The organism is Exiguobacterium sp. SH1S21, from assembly GCF_004337175.1.
Lineage (GTDB): Bacteria > Bacillota > Bacilli > Exiguobacteriales > Exiguobacteriaceae > Exiguobacterium > Exiguobacterium aurantiacum_A.
On sequence record NZ_SJUY01000001.1, the window covers coordinates 11,869 to 28,828 of the forward strand.

Annotated in this window: 20 protein-coding genes; 2 read left to right on the forward strand and 18 right to left on the reverse strand. The window is 54.6% G+C overall.

What is annotated here, in order from left to right; translation table 11 throughout:
- Positions 1-20: 20 nt before the first annotated feature.
- From EVJ24_RS00075 to EVJ24_RS00125, 11 genes are all read right to left on the reverse strand, one after another.
- Positions 21-1,079, reverse strand: a complete 1,059-nt coding sequence (locus tag EVJ24_RS00075; RefSeq protein ID WP_236637493.1) for a GGDEF domain-containing protein — start codon at positions 1,077-1,079, stop codon at positions 21-23.
- A 99-nt stretch (positions 1,080-1,178) separates the two neighbouring features.
- Positions 1,179-1,406, reverse strand: coding sequence for a carbon storage regulator CsrA (gene csrA, locus EVJ24_RS00080; RefSeq protein WP_016509303.1), 228 nt, complete (start codon positions 1,404-1,406; stop codon positions 1,179-1,181).
- A complete protein-coding gene (fliW, locus tag EVJ24_RS00085; protein ID WP_131438743.1) occupies positions 1,406-1,843 on the reverse strand; it encodes a flagellar assembly protein FliW in 438 nt (145 codons plus the stop codon). Before fliW ends, csrA begins: the two co-directional genes overlap by 1 nt.
- A gap of 15 nt (positions 1,844-1,858) precedes the next feature.
- Positions 1,859-2,434: a DUF6470 family protein gene (locus EVJ24_RS00090; RefSeq protein ID WP_131438744.1), complete on the reverse strand. Its 576-nt coding sequence runs from the start codon at positions 2,432-2,434 to the stop codon at positions 1,859-1,861.
- Between the two features lie 6 nt (positions 2,435-2,440).
- A complete protein-coding gene (gene flgL, locus EVJ24_RS00095; RefSeq protein WP_131438745.1) occupies positions 2,441-3,391 on the reverse strand; it encodes a flagellar hook-associated protein FlgL in 951 nt (316 codons plus the stop codon).
- Positions 3,392-3,397: 6 nt separating this feature from the next.
- Positions 3,398-4,900, reverse strand: coding sequence for a flagellar hook-associated protein FlgK (gene flgK, locus EVJ24_RS00100; RefSeq protein WP_201740329.1), 1,503 nt, complete (start codon positions 4,898-4,900; stop codon positions 3,398-3,400).
- A gap of 12 nt (positions 4,901-4,912) precedes the next feature.
- Positions 4,913-5,269, reverse strand: coding sequence for a flagellar export chaperone FlgN (gene flgN, locus EVJ24_RS00105; RefSeq protein ID WP_070328643.1), 357 nt, complete (start codon positions 5,267-5,269; stop codon positions 4,913-4,915).
- A 110-nt stretch (positions 5,270-5,379) separates the two neighbouring features.
- Positions 5,380-5,631: a flagellar biosynthesis anti-sigma factor FlgM gene (locus tag EVJ24_RS00110; protein ID WP_016509310.1), complete on the reverse strand. Its 252-nt coding sequence runs from the start codon at positions 5,629-5,631 to the stop codon at positions 5,380-5,382.
- Between the two features lie 24 nt (positions 5,632-5,655).
- Complete coding sequence (locus tag EVJ24_RS00115) at positions 5,656-6,000, reverse strand: flagellar protein (RefSeq protein ID WP_131438746.1); 345 nt, start codon at positions 5,998-6,000, stop codon at positions 5,656-5,658.
- A 58-nt stretch (positions 6,001-6,058) separates the two neighbouring features.
- Entirely contained in the window at positions 6,059-6,727 is a 669-nt protein-coding gene (locus EVJ24_RS00120) for a ComF family protein (protein ID WP_131438747.1), read from the reverse strand.
- Positions 6,724-7,878, reverse strand: coding sequence for a DEAD/DEAH box helicase family protein (locus tag EVJ24_RS00125; protein WP_131438748.1), 1,155 nt, complete (start codon positions 7,876-7,878; stop codon positions 6,724-6,726). Before EVJ24_RS00125 ends, EVJ24_RS00120 begins: the two co-directional genes overlap by 4 nt.
- Positions 7,879-8,043: 165 nt before the next feature.
- Between EVJ24_RS00125 and EVJ24_RS00130 the strand changes: the two genes are divergently transcribed.
- Positions 8,044-8,790: a hypothetical protein gene (locus tag EVJ24_RS00130; RefSeq protein ID WP_131438749.1), complete on the forward strand. Its 747-nt coding sequence runs from the start codon at positions 8,044-8,046 to the stop codon at positions 8,788-8,790.
- Between the two features lie 3 nt (positions 8,791-8,793).
- Entirely contained in the window at positions 8,794-9,543 is a 750-nt protein-coding gene (locus tag EVJ24_RS00135) for a hypothetical protein (RefSeq protein ID WP_131438750.1), read from the forward strand.
- Here EVJ24_RS00135 and EVJ24_RS00140 read toward each other — a convergent pair.
- From EVJ24_RS00140 to EVJ24_RS00170, 7 genes are all read right to left on the reverse strand, one after another.
- On the reverse strand, positions 9,520-9,726 hold the full coding sequence (locus EVJ24_RS00140) for a hypothetical protein (protein WP_131470804.1): 207 nt from the start codon (positions 9,724-9,726) through the stop codon (positions 9,520-9,522). The genes EVJ24_RS00135 and EVJ24_RS00140 overlap by 24 nt on opposite strands.
- A gap of 316 nt (positions 9,727-10,042) precedes the next feature.
- Positions 10,043-11,674 carry an alpha,alpha-phosphotrehalase gene (gene treC, locus EVJ24_RS00145; protein WP_131438752.1) on the reverse strand — a complete coding sequence of 544 codons (1,632 nt, stop codon included), beginning with the start codon at positions 11,672-11,674 and terminating at the stop codon, positions 10,043-10,045.
- Between the two features lie 82 nt (positions 11,675-11,756).
- Positions 11,757-13,205, reverse strand: coding sequence for a PTS system trehalose-specific EIIBC component (treP, locus tag EVJ24_RS00150; RefSeq protein WP_131438753.1), 1,449 nt, complete (start codon positions 13,203-13,205; stop codon positions 11,757-11,759).
- Between the two features lie 204 nt (positions 13,206-13,409).
- Entirely contained in the window at positions 13,410-14,117 is a 708-nt protein-coding gene (gene treR, locus EVJ24_RS00155; protein ID WP_131438754.1) for a trehalose operon repressor, read from the reverse strand.
- 51 nt (positions 14,118-14,168) lie between these two features.
- Entirely contained in the window at positions 14,169-15,017 is an 849-nt protein-coding gene (locus EVJ24_RS00160) for a DegV family protein (protein ID WP_131438755.1), read from the reverse strand.
- Between the two features lie 95 nt (positions 15,018-15,112).
- Entirely contained in the window at positions 15,113-15,808 is a 696-nt protein-coding gene (locus tag EVJ24_RS00165) for a response regulator transcription factor (RefSeq protein ID WP_131438756.1), read from the reverse strand.
- A gap of 22 nt (positions 15,809-15,830) precedes the next feature.
- Complete coding sequence (locus tag EVJ24_RS00170) at positions 15,831-16,955, reverse strand: sensor histidine kinase (RefSeq protein WP_201740330.1); 1,125 nt, start codon at positions 16,953-16,955, stop codon at positions 15,831-15,833.
- Between the last annotated feature and the right edge of the window lie 5 nt (positions 16,956-16,960).

Genomic DNA, 16,960 nt, shown 5'->3' on the forward strand with positions numbered 1-16,960 from the left:
CCCGGGGCCGACCTTTCGCGTTATCCTAAACGTGCCTGATCGCGTCCGCTCATCTTCGCCGCATAGAGCGCCGCATCGGCCCGCTCGAACACAAGCATGCTCGGTTCGGCGTCAGCGACCGAAGCCCCGATCGAGATCGTCATCGGGATCGTTTCCCCTTCAAACGTGAAGGGTGTCTCACGGACGACATCGACGACCGCGTCGGCAAGCGCCACAACGGCCTCCCCTACACCTTCGACGACCATCAAAAATTCTTCGCCGCCGTACCGGCCGACAAATCCCCCATCCGGGCAGTTCAGGCGTAACGTCTCACCGATTTGACGCAACGCCTCATCGCCGGCACGATGGCCATATGTATCGTTCAACTGCTTGAAATGGTCGACATCGATGACGAAGAGTGCCCACGGCCGACCCGACAGTTCCACCTCGCTCAATCGTTCGAGCGTCATGTAGCGGTTCGGGAGTCCCGTCAACTCATCGACCGTCGCCCGATGGGTATGCAGACGGAACATCCAAAGATGGGTCTCCAACTTCTTGGCCCCCCAGTAGCACATCCAAGCCCCGAGCGATGTCATCAGGAAATACGGGATGAACACGTCAATAAACGTATCGAGCGAGACGTTGCCGACGACGCGGACGAGGACGAGCGCCATGCCGATTGCGATGTACACCGCGAATGAATGACCTCGACGCACCGATTGGCGACCGAGCCCGACGGCAATCATCAAAAAAATGCCGATCATGACGAAGCCGTTCATGATGATCATACTGAATCCATCTGTCATCAACCTGACCGCGACAGACGTGAGGATGGCGACGGTCACCCCGACCGGACCGGCGAATGCCGCCGCGAGTGCGAACGGGATGATCCGCAGGTCGATTTTGGCCCCGTCGACGACGATTGAGTTGATCGTCAGCAACACAGCGATCAGTCCGTTCGACAGCCCGAACCCGATGCGGATGGCGAGCGGTGATGACACTTGAATCGGCAAAACGTCACGCATCACATAGAACGTCAACGAAATGAGCAAATAGATGATGCTGATATTGATGAAAAAAATGTTTACAACCTGACCCAATCGACCCAATCCTTTCCCAATTCTTCCTGTCTATCCTATCGTACCCGTGCGACACGTGTCAGCCTATCTAAAAAATCAGCCAGCTAAAAAGTCGAAAGCTCATGCTTCCGACTTGTTTTTAAGCATTTGTTTCATCAAATTGGCACTATCGCGGGCCGACTCGTTCTCGGTTTGCATCTGGACATACACCTCGTGGCGATGGATGTCGATGTGACGCGGGGCGTCGATGCCGAGCTTCACTTGGTCGCCTTCGATGGCGAGCACGGTGAGCGTCACATCGTCGCCGATATGGATCGCCTCACCTTGTTTTCGTTTCAATACGAGCATCAGCGCACCTCCGCTTTCTGGCCGCCGAGCGGGTAGCGGGCCGAGTAGGCATCGTCTAAGATGACTTGCTTGCCACGGCGCTCTTTCGTCTCGATGACGATCGGCGCCTTCAAGTTGAGCGTCGACGCGTCGAACGGTTCGCGAAGCGTGACGATGGCGTATACCGAAACGTGCTCGGCCTCACCGATCGCGAGCTGCTCCTTGGCACCGTCCGTCAGTTCGAACGCATAATCCGCCTTATGCCAAAACGGGTTCGTCACGACGAACGCACAAGCCGAATCTTCGATCGACTGCAACGACCAGAACGGGAGGTCGTCCCCGTACGGGATGAGGACGAACGTCTTCGAGTCCGGAAAACCGGGCACCTCGCTGACGAACGAAATCGTCTCTTCATCATTCACTTCAATCTTGCCAAAATAATCTGTCTCAATGAACATGGTTTGTCCTCACTTTCAACGCGTCTCATCATACATGCCACCGATCGGCCACATTTCGAGCGACGCCTCTTGGCGAAGCGAGATGTCCGTCGTCCATGGTGTGAACGAAATCTCGGCCGGGGTAAGCGATACATCTATTTGTGCCGGCGTCAGGTTCCATTCGATTTTGACATCCGCCGGCGTATACGTCAACTTGACGCGGTCGATCGACTTCGGCATATAGCCCATGTCGACGATCGGGTACGGGTCGTTCACTTTGCTCGCGGCGATGCTCGGGATCGGGTTACCGTTCTCGATCCGCATCAGTTGATCGCCTTCTTGTGCCGCCTGGCTCGTCGCCTCGCGCACGCCTTGTTCACCGAGCTGGCCGAAATAGCGGCCGAGTTCGAGCGCGCCTTTCAAATTGCTCTCACTGCGCGCGACCGATGAGTCGACTTCGAGCGTGCCTTGTCTCGTCTGTTGCGTCATCTCGACCTTGCCTTGCGTCATCGACAAGTCGGCCCGCCCTTGTCTCATCTCGAGCACGGGGCGGTTCGACGTCATCTGGATCGCGGCCTGTGTCTGCCGCATCTCAAGTCTCGCCAGGTTCATCCGCGCTTACCGGAGGAAGTCGAGGAGCGTCGGCTGGATGATGCGTGCCCCGGCCGACAGTGCGGCCCGGTGTACCGTCTCATGTGACTTGAGCTCCATGATGACTTTCTCGATATCGATATCTTCATTGTTCGACATGATCGTCTTGGCGATGATCTCGTGGTCTTGCAGACGATTATCGACGAGTTCGAGGCGGTTGGCGCGAGCCCCGAGTTCGGCCCGCTCCGTGATCAAACTTTGACCGAGCGTGTCGAGCGTCGCCAGTTCGGCTGATAATTCGGCACCAGTTGTCGTCGCTGTGCCAAGCAAGCCACTTAATTTTTGAAGTCCCTCAAACAGCTCTTGTCCAAAGACTGTCTCCGGTTGCATGTTGACTTGCATCTTGATCCCTTTCGAGACTTCGAACTCGATTTTTCCGCTCGGGTCAGGATCACCCGGTATTTCGTTTGCTGTATAAATTTCAGCAATCGTGACCGGATTTAAGGGATCGTTCTTTAAATAGCCCTTTAACTTGTCCATATCGATAAGCGGCTGATCCGTCTTCGTCCCGTTATAAATATACTTCTCGCCGGCTTTCGAGTTCGCGAGCGAACCGATATGTTCGACGAGTTGGTCGATCTCACTCTTGATGATCTCGCGTTGCGACGACTCGTACGTGTCGTTCGCCGCTTGCGTCGTCAGTTCACGGATCCGTTTGACGGCTTCCGTCACTTCGTTCAACGTCGAGTCGGTCAAGTCCATCCAGCTCGTCGCTTCGCTGACGTTACGACGGAACTGGTCGACTTCGCGCACTTCGGTCCGGTAACGGATACCTTGCATTGCGACGACCGGGTCCTCGGACGCTTTTTGAATCCGTTTCCCGCTGATCAGTTGTTCTTGGACGCGGGCGAGCGTGTTATAGCTGCTCGATAAATGTTTCAAGTTCGTCTGTGTGAGCATCGTTTGTGTGACACGCATTACTCATTACCTCCCTACGACACCCATGCCGTTAATGATTTTGTCGAGCATCTCGTCGACCGCCGTGATGTTCCGTGCCGCCGCGTTATAGGCGTGCTGGTACTGGATCATCATCGTCATCTCCTCATCGAGTGAGACTGCGCTAACAGACATCCTGCGCTGGTCCGAGCTCGCCATGAGCGCGAACGTGCTCTTGGCGAGACTTCCGCTCTGACTGGCCTCGACCGCCATGTTGCCGATGACGTTCTGATAATACTTGCCGATTGACGAATTAGTCGTGACCGAGCCACCCGTAAACGCCAACGCTTGGTTCTTCAAATTGGCAAGCGCCAACGCCCCGCTGCCGTCGCCGATGTTGCCGTCTTTTGAAGCAGCGATCAAATCGAGGTTCTTCATAATGTCATCGCCGACGGTTATATCCGCCGCACTCGTCACGTTCACAAAGAATTGATCCGTGCCGGCGACACCTGTCGCATCGATATTGCCACTATGCGCTGTATTGAAGGCAGTCGCGAATTGATTGGCCATCTCATCCAAATCTTTCAGCATGACGGTGAAGGCCCCGTCAATTCCTTCGCTCGCACCCTCGCCATACATTTCGACGAGCGCTTTCAACTTCCCGTTCGGAATCTCGGCGTGGGTGAGCGGCGTGACTGCGCCTGCCGCATCCGTCAATTCGAGGCCGTCAAATTTCCCGACCCCTCCTCCGATCGCGTCAACGAGCGTCACGTTGTTCGGTGCGGCTTTCGTTCCGAGGTTGACGACAATGTCGATCCGCCCCTCGGCCATACTCTGCGAGTTACCGCGCGTCTCGCCGTTCAAGTAGTCGACGGGTTTGCGCTCGAACTCGACATATTGTGCGAGCTCATCCATGTAGCGGTCACGTGCGTCATACAGTTCGTTCGGGAGCGCGCCGAGCGGTTCCGCGTCCCCGATTTGACGGTTGACGTCGCTAATCTTCGTCAACAAATCGTTCACTTTCTTGATGACGACGTCCGCTTCTGACTTCAAGTCGTCTTGGACTTTCGTGAGCGAGGACGACATATAGTTGAACGTCTCAGCGAGCGTCATCGCCCGTTGACGCACGACGCTGCGGGCGCCGGTATCGTCCGGGTTGACCGACAAGTCTTGTAGTGCGCCCCAGAACAAGTCGAGCGATTTGGCGAGCCCGTTCTCAGAAGGTTCATTGATGATGTCCTCCATCCGGCCGAACGCCGCTTCTTTCGTCGCATAAAACGAGTTTTTGACCGTCTCGTCACGGTACTGTTGGTCGACCATCAAGTCACGGATGCGGGCGAGCGTCTCGCCGCGTACACCTGTCCCAAATTGGCCGGCTTTCGTGCCGCCGAAGTTGACACTGAGTTGTTCGGTCATCCCGAGCGTCAGTCGTTGACGCGAGTAGCCCGGGTTCGAGGCGTTGGCGATGTTGTTGCCCGTCGCCTGCAGCGCCCACTGGTGCGTCGTCAAACTGCGTCGCGCCGTCTCTAATCCCATAAATGTTGAGCCCATGAATGTTCCTCCTTATACGTCACGGCTGAACGAGCGTGTCTCGAACGCCTGTTGCCCGTATGTGAAATCGTCTGCTTCTGGCATGAGCATGTCCAAATGCCAATTGATATACCGGAGCGACTGTTCGAGCAACGTCGCGTTCAGTTCATTCTGTCGCTTCAGTTCGAACAGCACCGGTCGTAGCGCTTCCTTCTCTTCATCGTCCAAAACGAGCAAACCTTGAAGTCGTTCCGTCTCTTTTTGTCCGATTTGTCGGACAATCGTCGCTTCTTCTTTGACGAGCGCGCTGAAAGCGGGCATATCACCTTTGATGAGCAGTTGTTCTTTTGCGTAAGCGAGTTCGAGTAAACGTGTATGTAATGTGAGCATAATAGTCTCCTTTTTCCAAAAAAAGAGCCGACTAAAAAGGGGTTCCCTTGTCTAGTCAGCTTCCGTGCCGTGTTATAAGTGCGAAGGCCTCAAGCGGACCTCGCTTCCATTCATCCTTGTAGAAAGCGTTTGGCGATGTCGCGCGCGTCCCGTGTATACGTCCCTGCGTTGATCTCCGCCTTCAAGGCGCTGATCTTCTCAAGACGGTCCGGATTTTTCACCGGTTCTTCAAACCGGGCGCGGGCTTCAGCCGATATCGATATTCGGTCCGTTTGGCGTGTTAGCTCGGGCTTCGTCTCGGCTAGCGTTTTCTTCTCGTAAGTGTTCGGTAAATGTACCCACTTTGCAGAATCGATGCGCATGCGTGTCCCCCCTCTTCTAAGTTGTTAGTCCAAACGATAAGCGCGAGCGCTCGTCTTGTTTACACTTGCTTGTAAACCTTGTAGTTCTTGCTGCATCTCTGCCTGACAAGTCGAACAAACTTTTCCTGCGTTCGTCGCCTTGCCGCAGCGCACACAAGCGATGCTCATTGCTGGGTTGTCCTTGATGATCAAGCGTCCTTCATGGATATATCGCGTGATATCAAGTTCGGAGACACCTGTCGCTTCGACTAAGGCCCCGATCGTTGTCTGTTTGTTGGCTGGTTCCCGAATGAAGTCCCGAACTTTCAAGAAGTTTTGGAAATCGACTTCACTACATGACGGACAGTACGGTGAGCGGCTTTGTTTCATAAACAAACGCCCACACATCTGACAAGTTGCTGCTTCCAATGTCATTCACCTCTGCCCTTTATATCGGACGCATTTTTGATTTGTTTAGCGCCCGGAACAGGCAAACCGCAGAAACTTCTGCATAGCCGGCTTTCTTCAGTGTGTACGCTGCTTGGTGGAGCGTCGTACCGGTCGTATAGACGTCGTCGACGAGCACGATTTTCCCATATGTAGTCGCAGCTTGTACAGCAAACGGGTTTGGACGGTGCCGCCTTTCTCCTTTCCCAAATTCACGCTGACTTGAAACCTCTTCTTTTTGAAGGAGTTGCTGCGTCGGTCCGATTGATCGGGCGAGCACGTCCGCCTGGTTGAAGCGACGCGTCAAAAGCCGCTCCTCCCCGAGCGGGATGGGCACGTAAATCACGCCCGGTTCACGAGCGTTTCGTAACGTGTCCCGAACATGATCGACGAGCGCGACATCCCCGCCGAACTTGAAGCGATGGAGCCACGTCGCACCGGCCTCGTCGTAGGCGTAGAGGCAACGGACCGTCAAATCGAGACCGAGCGCGAGCCAGCGGACGCAGTCCGGGCACGTCTTCCCGTCTAGGCTCGGATGACCGCAGCGGGGACAGCCCGGCTCGAGCGGGGTCAACATCGCTTCACAGTCCGGACAGACCCAGTCACGTTTTAAAAGTGTCGACGGACTCCACGGCACCGTCATCGGTTGGCGGCAGACGAGGCAGTTCATCGCCGGTTCGCCTCCTCGATCGCGCGGATGGTCTGGTCTTGCCGGAACGTCCGCTCGGTATAGAACAAGACGACGTCCCCGGTCGGCGCGTCAGGCTTACGTCCGGCCCGGCCCGCCATCTGGATGAGGGCGCGCGTCGAGAACAGACGATGGTCACTATCGAGAATGGCGACCTGGACGCCGCGGACGGTCATGCCGCGCTCCCAAATCGACGTCGCGAGCACGATGCCGTTCGTTTCTTCTAGCCAGACGAGCGTATCCGTCCGCGCATCGGTGTCGGCCGAGACGGCCCGGTAGTCGAGCCCGGCCGCCTCAAGTAGCTTTCCATAACGGACAAGGTCCGGTTTCGTCGGGACGAACAATAGGCGCGGTGCCTCATGGCTCCGGCAAAAATTGAGAATGGCTGACTCGGTCTGTTTGACGAGCCGCGGCATCGGCAAATCGTGGCCGTGGTAGCGGCGCGACAAGTGGGTGGTAGGGAACTGTCGCTGCCAGAGCGTCGGTGTCGCCGTCACGAACAAGAAGACACCTTTCCCCGCGCGCCAAAGCGTCCACCAGAGCGATAAGTCGAAGGCGAACGGGAACGCGTCCGACTCGTCAACGAGGACATAATCGAACACGTCGCGCACATTCACAAGAAGCGGGGCCGTCGCGACGGTGATCATCCCGATCGATTCCTTGTCCCCGCCCCCGTAGCGCCTTGTGACCGGGACGGTGAAGCTTGCCTCGAGACGGTCGGCCCACTCGATGGCGACGTCACGCCGTGGCGAGACAATCAACACACGCTTCTCTTCATTGACAATGCGAGCGATGACCGGGAACGCCATCTCGGTCTTGCCGGCGCCGCAGACAGCGTGGACGAGACCGGTCTGTCGTTTCTCCCACCACGTGAGCAGTTGCTCGCTGACACGTTGTTGCGCCTCTGCCAACTCGAACGGCATGACGAGTTCAGTCGGTTCGACCGGCGTCGTGACGTCGATCTCTGCTAAAAAGTCACAGCGGCATACCCGCCCGAGGTGCAAGCAATTGCGGCAATACTGACATGCGCCGTGATGACAGGTGAACGCGCGGATATCGGTGCTCAGACAGCGCTGACAGACGCCGAAGCGAATGGCCCGCTTCCCGCCTTGTTGCAAGACGAGTTGTCCCATACGATCAGTCCTTTTTGTCTGACGTTATCAGGTCGCTTGCTTCCGTGCCACACCCGCTATTTCAGGCAAGTCGACCCGTTTCATTCTAAAGGATGATGCCTTCCCGGATGGAATCGAGTAAAGTAATGGAAGTAGTCAACTATATTTAGCGAGGAAGTGGTGAACATGCGTCGTTTCTTTGGGACGTTGCTTGGAGCCGGGCTCATCCTTTATGGCGTCGGCATGCTCCTGTCACACACACTGTTCGGTGACCCGCGGGACGAACGGCGGGCCATAGAGGCGGCGGAACAATACGTCACTTCGACATATCCAGAGATGGATTTATCAGCCGTCCACGCCGGTTTGATGATTTGGGGCGACGATACATATGTCGTTACAATCGCTTCACCTTCGAGCGAGGACACTCAGTTTTATGTGACCGTCTCCCCAGATGGCACCATCCTGTCAGACGAATACGATGATGTCCTTTCAGGGATGGTGACGTTCAATCGGCTGAATGCGGAATATCGCCCGCTCGTGGAAAAAGCGCTCCTCTCGCTCCCGTTCGACCACGATTTGTATGAAGAAGTGTTGACCGTCTATGAAGGTGAGGGCTCGGATGAGGAGGCGCTTGACCCGGCAACGCTCATCCTCGATCACCCGTATGACATCAAACAAATCGGAGAAAATCACGGTTCCCTCTTCATCTCGATTGAAGGCGAAGACGCGACAGCCCGGCACGCAAGTGAACGGATGCGTGAAATCAAACGCGTTCTCGACGAGGCCGATGTGCCGTTCCGGACGCTCCTCGTCACGATTCAAGACGGGCGCGACTCGTTCTATTCCGGACGCGTCAACGCGGAAGATATCGACGATGATGGGTTGGCCGAGCGCTTGCAACGAAATGATAACGAATGGAAGGATATGAAGTAATTGATGCATAAACGACTCATCCACAACGTCTTGACCGGATTAGGTATGCTCGGCATCTTTTTGTTAGGATGGTGGTTCTGGTATGTGCTTGACGGAAGCGAAAAAGCCGAACAGCGTGCCATCCAAGCAGCCGAAGACTATGTCCACCAGACTTACACGGACCGAACGCTTCATGTGACAGACGTGATGTACTTATCACTATATGATCCGAAATATCACGTCAGAATGACTTCGGACACAAGCGTCGACACCGATTTCACGGTAAAGGTGACACGGAGTGGCAAGATTGTTGATGATAGCTATGAAGAAGATGTCGTCTCAAAGTTCAATACATACACGCGTATCCAAGAAGCTTACGACCGAGCTGTTCAAGATGCTCTCCGGTTAGTCTTTTCAGATCGTATCTCACTTATGGCCGAATTACCGTATTTACAATGGGATGAAGACAAAGACGAAGTAAACAAGATAGACCTTGACGACCTAGAGGTAGACCAAGTAACAGGGCTCGCCTTTTATGGAGCACGATACGGGAGTCTCTTTGCTCATGTGAGGAGTAAATCGTACACTTATGAAGAAGCAGCGGATTTATTACGTGACCTCAAATATGAGGCTGACGACCGTAACATTCGCTTCCACTCAATCAAACTCCAAATCACAATCGATGGGGTGGATCGTTATACTGAAGATATCTTCTATGATGACATCGATTCACCTGATTTTGTAAAGTACTTAGAACAACGTCTCAATAATTAGAAAAGGTTCATCCGCATACAGCAGATGAACCTTTTGTTGTGCCTCTTGGACGTCAGGGTGGACGAGGCTGGACGTGCCGCCATATTCGTCAAAGAAGATGGCACTATTTGTTCGCGCTTCGCACATTTGTTTCAATGTATCTTCTAACGGCAACATTTCGTGGACGACAGGCAACTCTTTCACGTACACCTTTTAATCGACGGAAGGCTGTGCTCCAACTCTTCAGCGGATAACCCAAGTGAATTCCACCCTAGTTCTTCATAAATGTTTAACAATTCTCCAAAGTCAGCAGGTGGCTCTTTCGTATAGTGTATCGATTCCATCATCGAATCCTACGTTCTTTTTGTAGACTCTTCCTTAATCACGGACGTGAATAATCGCCTAGAGCTACTATTCGTTTAGAGTTTATAATCAATCGAGTCGTGCTCATCCCCCGCTCCACTTACTAATGAAAAAAGGCGACCGGCCCAATTCAAGTCGGACCGATCACCCCTTTTATTCACTTCTTGTAGAACATGATTGCCTCGTACGCCCGAAGCGACAGCGTCGTCCCATCAAGTTGTGGCACGTCGTAGTTATGGCTAACGACATTGGCACATGTGAACGATTCAGGAATCTCATACGTTGTCTCCGGCCCATAGAAGTTGGCGACGACGAGCACTTCTTCATCGTCCGTCTTCCGCGTGTACGCCCAGACGTCTAAGTCCTGTTTCGTCAACAGCGTATAGTCCCCATCCGTCAACACGTCGAGCTCTTTGCGGAGCGAGATTAAGTTCTTGTAGTGGTAGAACACCGAATTCGGGTCGTCGAGCGCCGTCTCGACGTTGACCTCCGTATAGTTCGGCGCCACGTTGATCCATGGCGTCCCGCTCGTGAAGCCGGCGTGCGGCGTCGCGTCCCACTGCATCGGCGTCCGTGAGTTATCGCGTGACTTCTGTTTGATGGCGGCCATCATGTCCTCGTGCGACACTCCCTCGTCGCGCTTCAGCTTGTAGATGTTGAGCGTCTCGATGTCGCGGTACTCGTCGAGCGAGTCAAACCCTGGGTTCGTCATGCCAATCTCTTCGCCTTGATAGATGTAGGGCGTTCCTTGGAGGCCGTGGAGCACGGTCGCGAGCATCTTGGCGCTCTCGACGCGGTGGTCGGTATCGTTGCCGAAGCGGCTGACGACGCGCGGCTGGTCGTGGTTGCACCAGAAGATGGCGTTCCAGCCCTTGCCGTGCATCCCTTCCTGCCACGTCGACATGATGTCTTTCAGCTGCACGAAATCGAACGGTGCGGCGACGAACTTCTCGCCGTTCGGGTAATCGACTTTCAAGTGGTGGAAACTGAACGTCATACTGAGCTCACGCTCGTCCGGGCTCGAGTAGCGGACGCAATGGTCGAGCGTCGTCGACGACATCTCGCCGACCGTGATGACGTCATGGCCGTCGAACACTTCGCGGTTCATCACTTTCAAGAACTCATGGATGCGCGGCCCGTCCGTATAAAACTTGCGGCCGTCCGACTCGTCCTCCGGGAAGTCCTGTTGCTTCGAGATCAAGTTGATGACGTCGAGGCGGAACCCTTTGATGCCTTTCTCGCGCCAGAAGCGCATCATCTCGTAGACATCCTCGCGCATCTGTTCGTTCTCCCAGTTCAAGTCGGCTTGCGTCTCGTCGAACAAGTGGAGGAAGTACTGGCCGCTCTTGTCGTCATACTTCCAGGCGTTGCCCCCGAACTTCGACTCCCAGTTCGTCGGTTCGTCGCGCCAAATGTAATAGTCCCGGTACCGTTCGTCACCGGCGAGCGATTTTTGGAACCATTCATGCTCGGTCGACGAGTGGTTGACGACGATGTCCATCATCAGTCCGATCCCGCGCGCCTCGGCCTCGCGGACGAGTTCGTCAAGGTCTTCCATCGTCCCGTACGAAGGATCGATCGCGTAATAGTCGCTCACGTCGTACCCGTTATCGTTTTGCGGCGACTTGTACACCGGTGTCATCCAAATATATTCGATGCCGAGATCGGCCAGATAATCGAGTTTCGACGTCACTCCTTTAATCGAGCCGGTAGCGTTGCCTTCCGGGCTGTAAAAGCTTTTTGGATAGATTTGATAGACGACTGATTTGCGCCAGTTTGTTTGTGTCATGAACGACAGCTCCTTTTGTAAGAGTTTTCATTTTGATAGGAAAAGGGGAAGAACCTCCGTCCCTCCCCTTGTCTTTCCCATATTATGCAACTTTGTTTTCTTTGAGTTCGCCTTTTTTCATGTAGCGTTTCGACAAGGCGAATGTGAGCACGAACGGGACGACGATCGCAATTATCATCCCGACGATGAAGAACAAGATCTTGTCCGTGAAGATCGACAGGAAGCCAGGGAGTCCCCCGACGCCGATCCCAATGGCCTGGACGTCGTTCAGCGTGATGAAGACGGCGGCAATCGCCGACCCGATCATCGCCGAGTAGAACGGGAACTTGTTCGGCAAGTTCACCCCGAACATGGCCGGCTCAGTGATCCCGAAGTAAGCCGAGATCGCTGACGTCGACGCCATACTCTTTTGTTTGGCGTTATGCTTGTAGACGAAGAACATCGCGAACGCCGCCGAGCCTTGGGCGATGTTCGACAGAGCGAGCATCGGCCAGATGAACGTGCCGCCCGTCTCCGCGATGAGTTGCAAGTCGATCGCGATGAACAAGTGGTGCATCCCCGTGACGACAAGCGGTGCATAGAACAAACCGAACAATAGTGCACCGACAATCGGTACCGCTTCGAACACGTTGACGAGGCTCGTCGCGATGACGTTACCAATTCCGCGTGTGACCGGTCCGACGATCGCAAGGGCGAGGAAACCTGTGACGACGATTGTCGTAATCGGCACGACGAGTAGCTGAATCGCGTTTGGAACATGTTTTTTCAAGAACATTTCAATGTGGCTCAAAATGAAGGCCGCGGCCAAAATCGGCAAGATTTGACCTTGATAGCCAACTTTCTCGATTTCGAACAGCCCGAGGATGTCGAACGTCGGGATATCGCCTTCAAGCGCCGCTTGCCCGTAACCCCATGCGTTCAACAAGTCCGGGTGGACGAGTAGTAGACCCATGACGATACCGAGCACTTCGCTGCCGCCAAAACGCTTCGTCGCCGACCAACCGACTAGGGCTGGCAAGAAGACGAACGCCGTGTTCGCCATCATGTTGATGAGGTCCCATAAGCCTTGCAAGTTCGGATACGCCTCGATGAGCGTCGCATCGTCGACGAACAATCCTTCTGAGGCGAGCAAGTTGTTGATCCCCATCAAGAGACCGGCGACGATGATGGCCGGGATGATCGGCATGAAAACGTCCGAGAACACTTTGACGAGTTTTTGGAGCGGGTTCATCTTCTTGCCGCCTGACGATTTGACTTCAGCGACCGTTGCCGCCTCGAGCCCGGCAAGTTTGATGAACTCGGCGTAGACGCGCTCGACGTCACCGGCACCGATGACGACTTGGTACACTCCCGAGTTCTCGAACGCCCCTTTGACGAGATCGGCTTCTTTTACTTTTGCCTCATTGACGAGCGACTGGTCTTTCAGTGAGAGACGGAGTCGCGTGACACAGTGCGCCGCTTTATCAACGTTATCCTTGCCCCCGATGGCTTCTAGGATATCCGCGGCGATTTGACGATAATCTGCCTTCATAAGATAGGCCTCCTTTGTTTGAAAGCGTTTTTTGAGAACGGTTACATATGATTACAAACAAAGTTTAACTTATATAGACGAGTTCTGTCAACAACTTATCTATATAAGTTTATCGTGACGAATATGTGACATGCGTCCACTAATTTTGTTCCCTCTCCTCTCGATTCAAAACGACAAAAAAGACCCCTTCTTGAAGAAGGAGCCTTATCGGCGAGCCAGATCGCTGAACTGAAACTTGTCGAGCCGGTGACGGGACTCGGTATATTCGAACTGTCTGCCCTCGTATAAGAACGTGTCGTTCGTAATGACGATGACGTATTCGTAATCGTGAAGATCGAGGCGTGACCGATCAAGCTCGGTCACGTCCTCGGCCGCGATTTTCCGCTTCGCGTAGCTGATCTGTTGCCCGAGCTCGCGCTCGACGTATTGATAGATCGAATGCTCGGCAATCTGTTTCGTCAGACCGGGGACGAGGTCTTTGACGAAATAGTTCACGTCTAAAATGACGTTCTCCCCGTCGAAGTTGCGGACCCGTTCGATCCGGTAGACGAGCGTGGCGGGCTCAAGACCCATCCGCTCGGCGAGCCAACTCGGTGCCTCGATCTCCTCGAACGAGGCGACGCTCGTCTCGATCGACCGGCCGAGCATACTGGCGTATATTTCCGAGAAGCTGACGATGCCATTGAACTGGAACTCGATCTGGTCGCGGCGTAGCACGAACACGCCTTTACCGTGATGTTTGCGGACATAGCCGTGCTCTTGGAGCAGATCGAGCGCCTTACGGACCGTGCCTCGGCTCGCATCGTATTCATGCATGAGTTCTGTCTCCGACGGCAGTTTCGACTCCGCCTCGTACTCACCCGTTTTCATCCGCTCGGCGAGCCGTTCGTAGATTTGACGATACTTGGCCACAAGCCCACTCCTTTCTTCATCGAAAAAGACGACCCCCCGGCCGTCTTCCGTTTATCTTTCGCGGTGATACCACGTGATGCCGATCGCGCCAGGTCCAAGATGTGTCCCGATGACCGGTCCAAAATGACCGCCCGTAACTTGCGCTTGCGGAAACTTCTGTTTCATAGAGGCGATCTCTTCCGCCTGACGTTCCGGGCAGTTGGCGTGGATAATGCCGATGCAATATCCCGCGCCGTCACCAACGATCGATTGGTCCATCATCTCTTCGATGCGACGGACCGCCTTCTTGTACGTCCGGATCTTCTCGAACGGGACGATCTGTCTATCCTGAAAATGAAGGACCGGCTTGATCTGCAGGAACGAGCCGACGAGCGCTTGCGCCGCGCTGAGCCGTCCGCCCCGTTGGAGGTGGTCGAGGTCATCGACGACGAAATAGGCACGGATCCGTTCACGCGTCTTCTCGAGATGCTGCATGATCTCCTCGGCCGAAGCGCCATTGTCACGCATATGGACGGCCTCTTCGACGAGAAACGCCTGAGGCATGCACGAGATCTCCGAGTCGAACGCGTGCACGTTGACATCGACCATGTTGTTCAAGGCGATCATCGATTGATACGTCCCGCTGATCCCGCTCGAGAGCGTGATGGCGATGACGTCGGTCACTTCAGCCGGAAGGCTGTCGATCAATTCGACCGTCTCCCCGATGATCGGTTGCGATGTCGTCGGCAAATTCCCCGCCTCAATCCGTTCATAAAACGCCTCCGTCGTGATATCGACGGCCTCACGGAACGATTCTCTGCCAAAGATTACACTGAGCGGTGCGACGTGGACGTCGTGGCGCTCACAAAAATCGGCCGGCAAATAGGCGGTACTGTCGGTCAAAATCGCTATGTTTCCCATACTATATCCTCACTTTACATCGTTTCGTTTTTCCAATTGAATTAAGATTCCATTCCATATTGTAGCACAAAAGCGATGTATTGCATCGGTCGAGGTCAAATCTCGACCCACCCGCGGCGGATCGCATCGACCACGGCTTGCGTCCGGTCGTTCACTTCCATTTTGCGCAGGACCGACGAGACGTGGTTCTTGACCGTCTTCTCACTGATGAACAGCATGTCGCTAATATCGCGGTTCGAGCGGCCATCGGCGAGCAAGTGGAGCACCTCGACTTCACGGCGCGACAGCAACCGATAGACGGGATCGTCCGTCCGGTTCACGACGTTCCGTTCGGCTTGTTCTCCTTTGAACTGGAGCAGGCGGCGGTAATCCTTCAACACGTTCGTCGTCACTTTCGGATGCAAGTACGCCCCGTCTTTCGCGACCGAACGAACGGCCGAGATGAGTTCGCTTGAAGCAACTTCTTTCAACAGAAAGCCCGATGCCCCGGCCTCGAGCGCATGCGTTATGTAAGATTCGTCGTCATGGATCGACAGGATGAGGACGCGCGTGTCCGACGATGCCGCGGTCAACTGTTTCGTCGCCTCGATCCCGTTCAAGTCCGGCATGTTGATGTCGAGGATCATGATTTCCGGTTTCTCCTCTTTGGCGATGCGAATCGCATCAGCACCCGTCCGCCCTTCAGCGATGACGGTGAACTCGTCTTCTAAATCAAAGATCCGCTTCAAGCCCTCTCGAAACAGCTCATGGTCATCGACGATTGCGATGCGGATTGTATTTGTCATTTCCATCGTACACTCCCCTTTATCTGTATTACAAAATCGGGATCGACATGCGGACGACCGTCCCTTTGCCGATTTCCGAATCAATATTGATACTGCCGTTCACAAGCTCGATCCGTTCGCGCATACCAACGATGCCGAACGACTCTTGCCCGATCATACTCGGCACGAAGCCGACCCCGTGATCGCGCACGTGAATGTGAATCACGTCTAGCGCTTGCTCGACGTTGACGATGATTTCCGTCGTCTTCGAATGCTTGATCGCATTTTGGACCGCCTCTTGGACGAGCCGGAAGACGTTGATCTCGAGTTTTTCCGAGAGACGTACCCGGTTGCCGCGGTAGTTGAGCCGCGTCTTGATCGCCGTGTACTCTTCCGTCTGATGTAAATAACGCTCGAGCGTCGGCAAGAAGCCAAGGTCGTCAAGCGACATCGGCCGCAAGTCGTAAATCAAGCGTCGCACGTCGACGAGCGCCCCGCGAATCAGCCGTTTCAGCTCGTGCAGTTCGGCGAACGCCTCGTCCTTGCCTCTTCGGTCGAATGTCTTCTCGATCAAGTCGGCCCGAATCAAAATATGGGCAAGCGATTGCGCGGGGCCGTCATGCATTTCCCGGGCCAGGTGGCGCCGCTCACGCTCAGCCGCCTCGAAGACGCTGATTGCCATCTCTTGCTTCTTCATCATGTCCGAATACTCTTGCTGCAGGTCGTCGCGTAAAAAGTTGAGGACGACCGAGACGCGGCTGACTAACCGGTCCGCCCGCTCCATCGTATCCTGAAGGACGAGCAACCGCCGCTCGAGGTCGTTTCGGCGCTGCTGGCTCACCATCTCCTCTTTTTGGATGAGGAACCGCTCGAGCTGCATCTGGTTGGCGAGTTCATACGCCTCGCGGATCTCTTGCTCACTATGTATATGGAACTTCTTACTCACTTGAACGAGTTTATTCTTCGCCGCTTTCACTAATAGATCGAGGCGCTCGGACTCTTGAATGTGAAACTCGATCTTTTGCGTCAATTCTTTTAACTCCGTTTGGATCGACGAATACTCATTAGCTGAATTTTCAGTTATACGGACGATCTCCTCTTTACTCTCCGTCACCGTATCAATCATATTTGTTATGATATGCTCTAATGCTGTACGATCGGTAATATGATTCACGATGC

Bases quoted from the DNA above. Each gene is read 5' to 3' on its own strand.
- csrA (WP_016509303.1), bottom strand. From the start codon at position 1,406: ATGCTCGTATTGAAACGAAAACAAGGTGAGGCGATCCATATCGGCGAC.
- fliW (WP_131438743.1), bottom strand. From the start codon at position 1,843: ATGTTCATTGAGACAGATTATTTTGGCAAGATTGAAGTGAATGATGAA.
- EVJ24_RS00090 (WP_131438744.1), bottom strand. From the start codon at position 2,434: ATGAACCTGGCGAGACTTGAGATGCGGCAGACACAGGCCGCGATCCAG.
- flgL (WP_131438745.1), bottom strand. From the start codon at position 3,391: ATGCGTGTCACACAAACGATGCTCACACAGACGAACTTGAAACATTTA.
- flgK (WP_201740329.1), bottom strand. From the start codon at position 4,900: ATGGGCTCAACATTTATGGGATTAGAGACGGCGCGACGCAGTTTGACG.
- flgN (WP_070328643.1), bottom strand. From the start codon at position 5,269: ATGCTCACATTACATACACGTTTACTCGAACTCGCTTACGCAAAAGAA.
- EVJ24_RS00110 (WP_016509310.1), bottom strand. From the start codon at position 5,631: ATGCGCATCGATTCTGCAAAGTGGGTACATTTACCGAACACTTACGAG.
- EVJ24_RS00115 (WP_131438746.1), bottom strand. From the start codon at position 6,000: ATGAAACAAAGCCGCTCACCGTACTGTCCGTCATGTAGTGAAGTCGAT.
- EVJ24_RS00120 (WP_131438747.1), bottom strand. From the start codon at position 6,727: ATGAACTGCCTCGTCTGCCGCCAACCGATGACGGTGCCGTGGAGTCCG.
- EVJ24_RS00125 (WP_131438748.1), bottom strand. From the start codon at position 7,878: ATGGGACAACTCGTCTTGCAACAAGGCGGGAAGCGGGCCATTCGCTTC.
- EVJ24_RS00130 (WP_131438749.1), top strand. From the start codon at position 8,044: ATGCGTCGTTTCTTTGGGACGTTGCTTGGAGCCGGGCTCATCCTTTAT.
- EVJ24_RS00135 (WP_131438750.1), top strand. From the start codon at position 8,794: ATGCATAAACGACTCATCCACAACGTCTTGACCGGATTAGGTATGCTC.
- treC (WP_131438752.1), bottom strand. From the start codon at position 11,674: ATGACACAAACAAACTGGCGCAAATCAGTCGTCTATCAAATCTATCCA.
- treP (WP_131438753.1), bottom strand. From the start codon at position 13,205: ATGAAGGCAGATTATCGTCAAATCGCCGCGGATATCCTAGAAGCCATC.
- EVJ24_RS00160 (WP_131438755.1), bottom strand. From the start codon at position 15,017: ATGGGAAACATAGCGATTTTGACCGACAGTACCGCCTATTTGCCGGCC.
- EVJ24_RS00165 (WP_131438756.1), bottom strand. From the start codon at position 15,808: ATGGAAATGACAAATACAATCCGCATCGCAATCGTCGATGACCATGAG.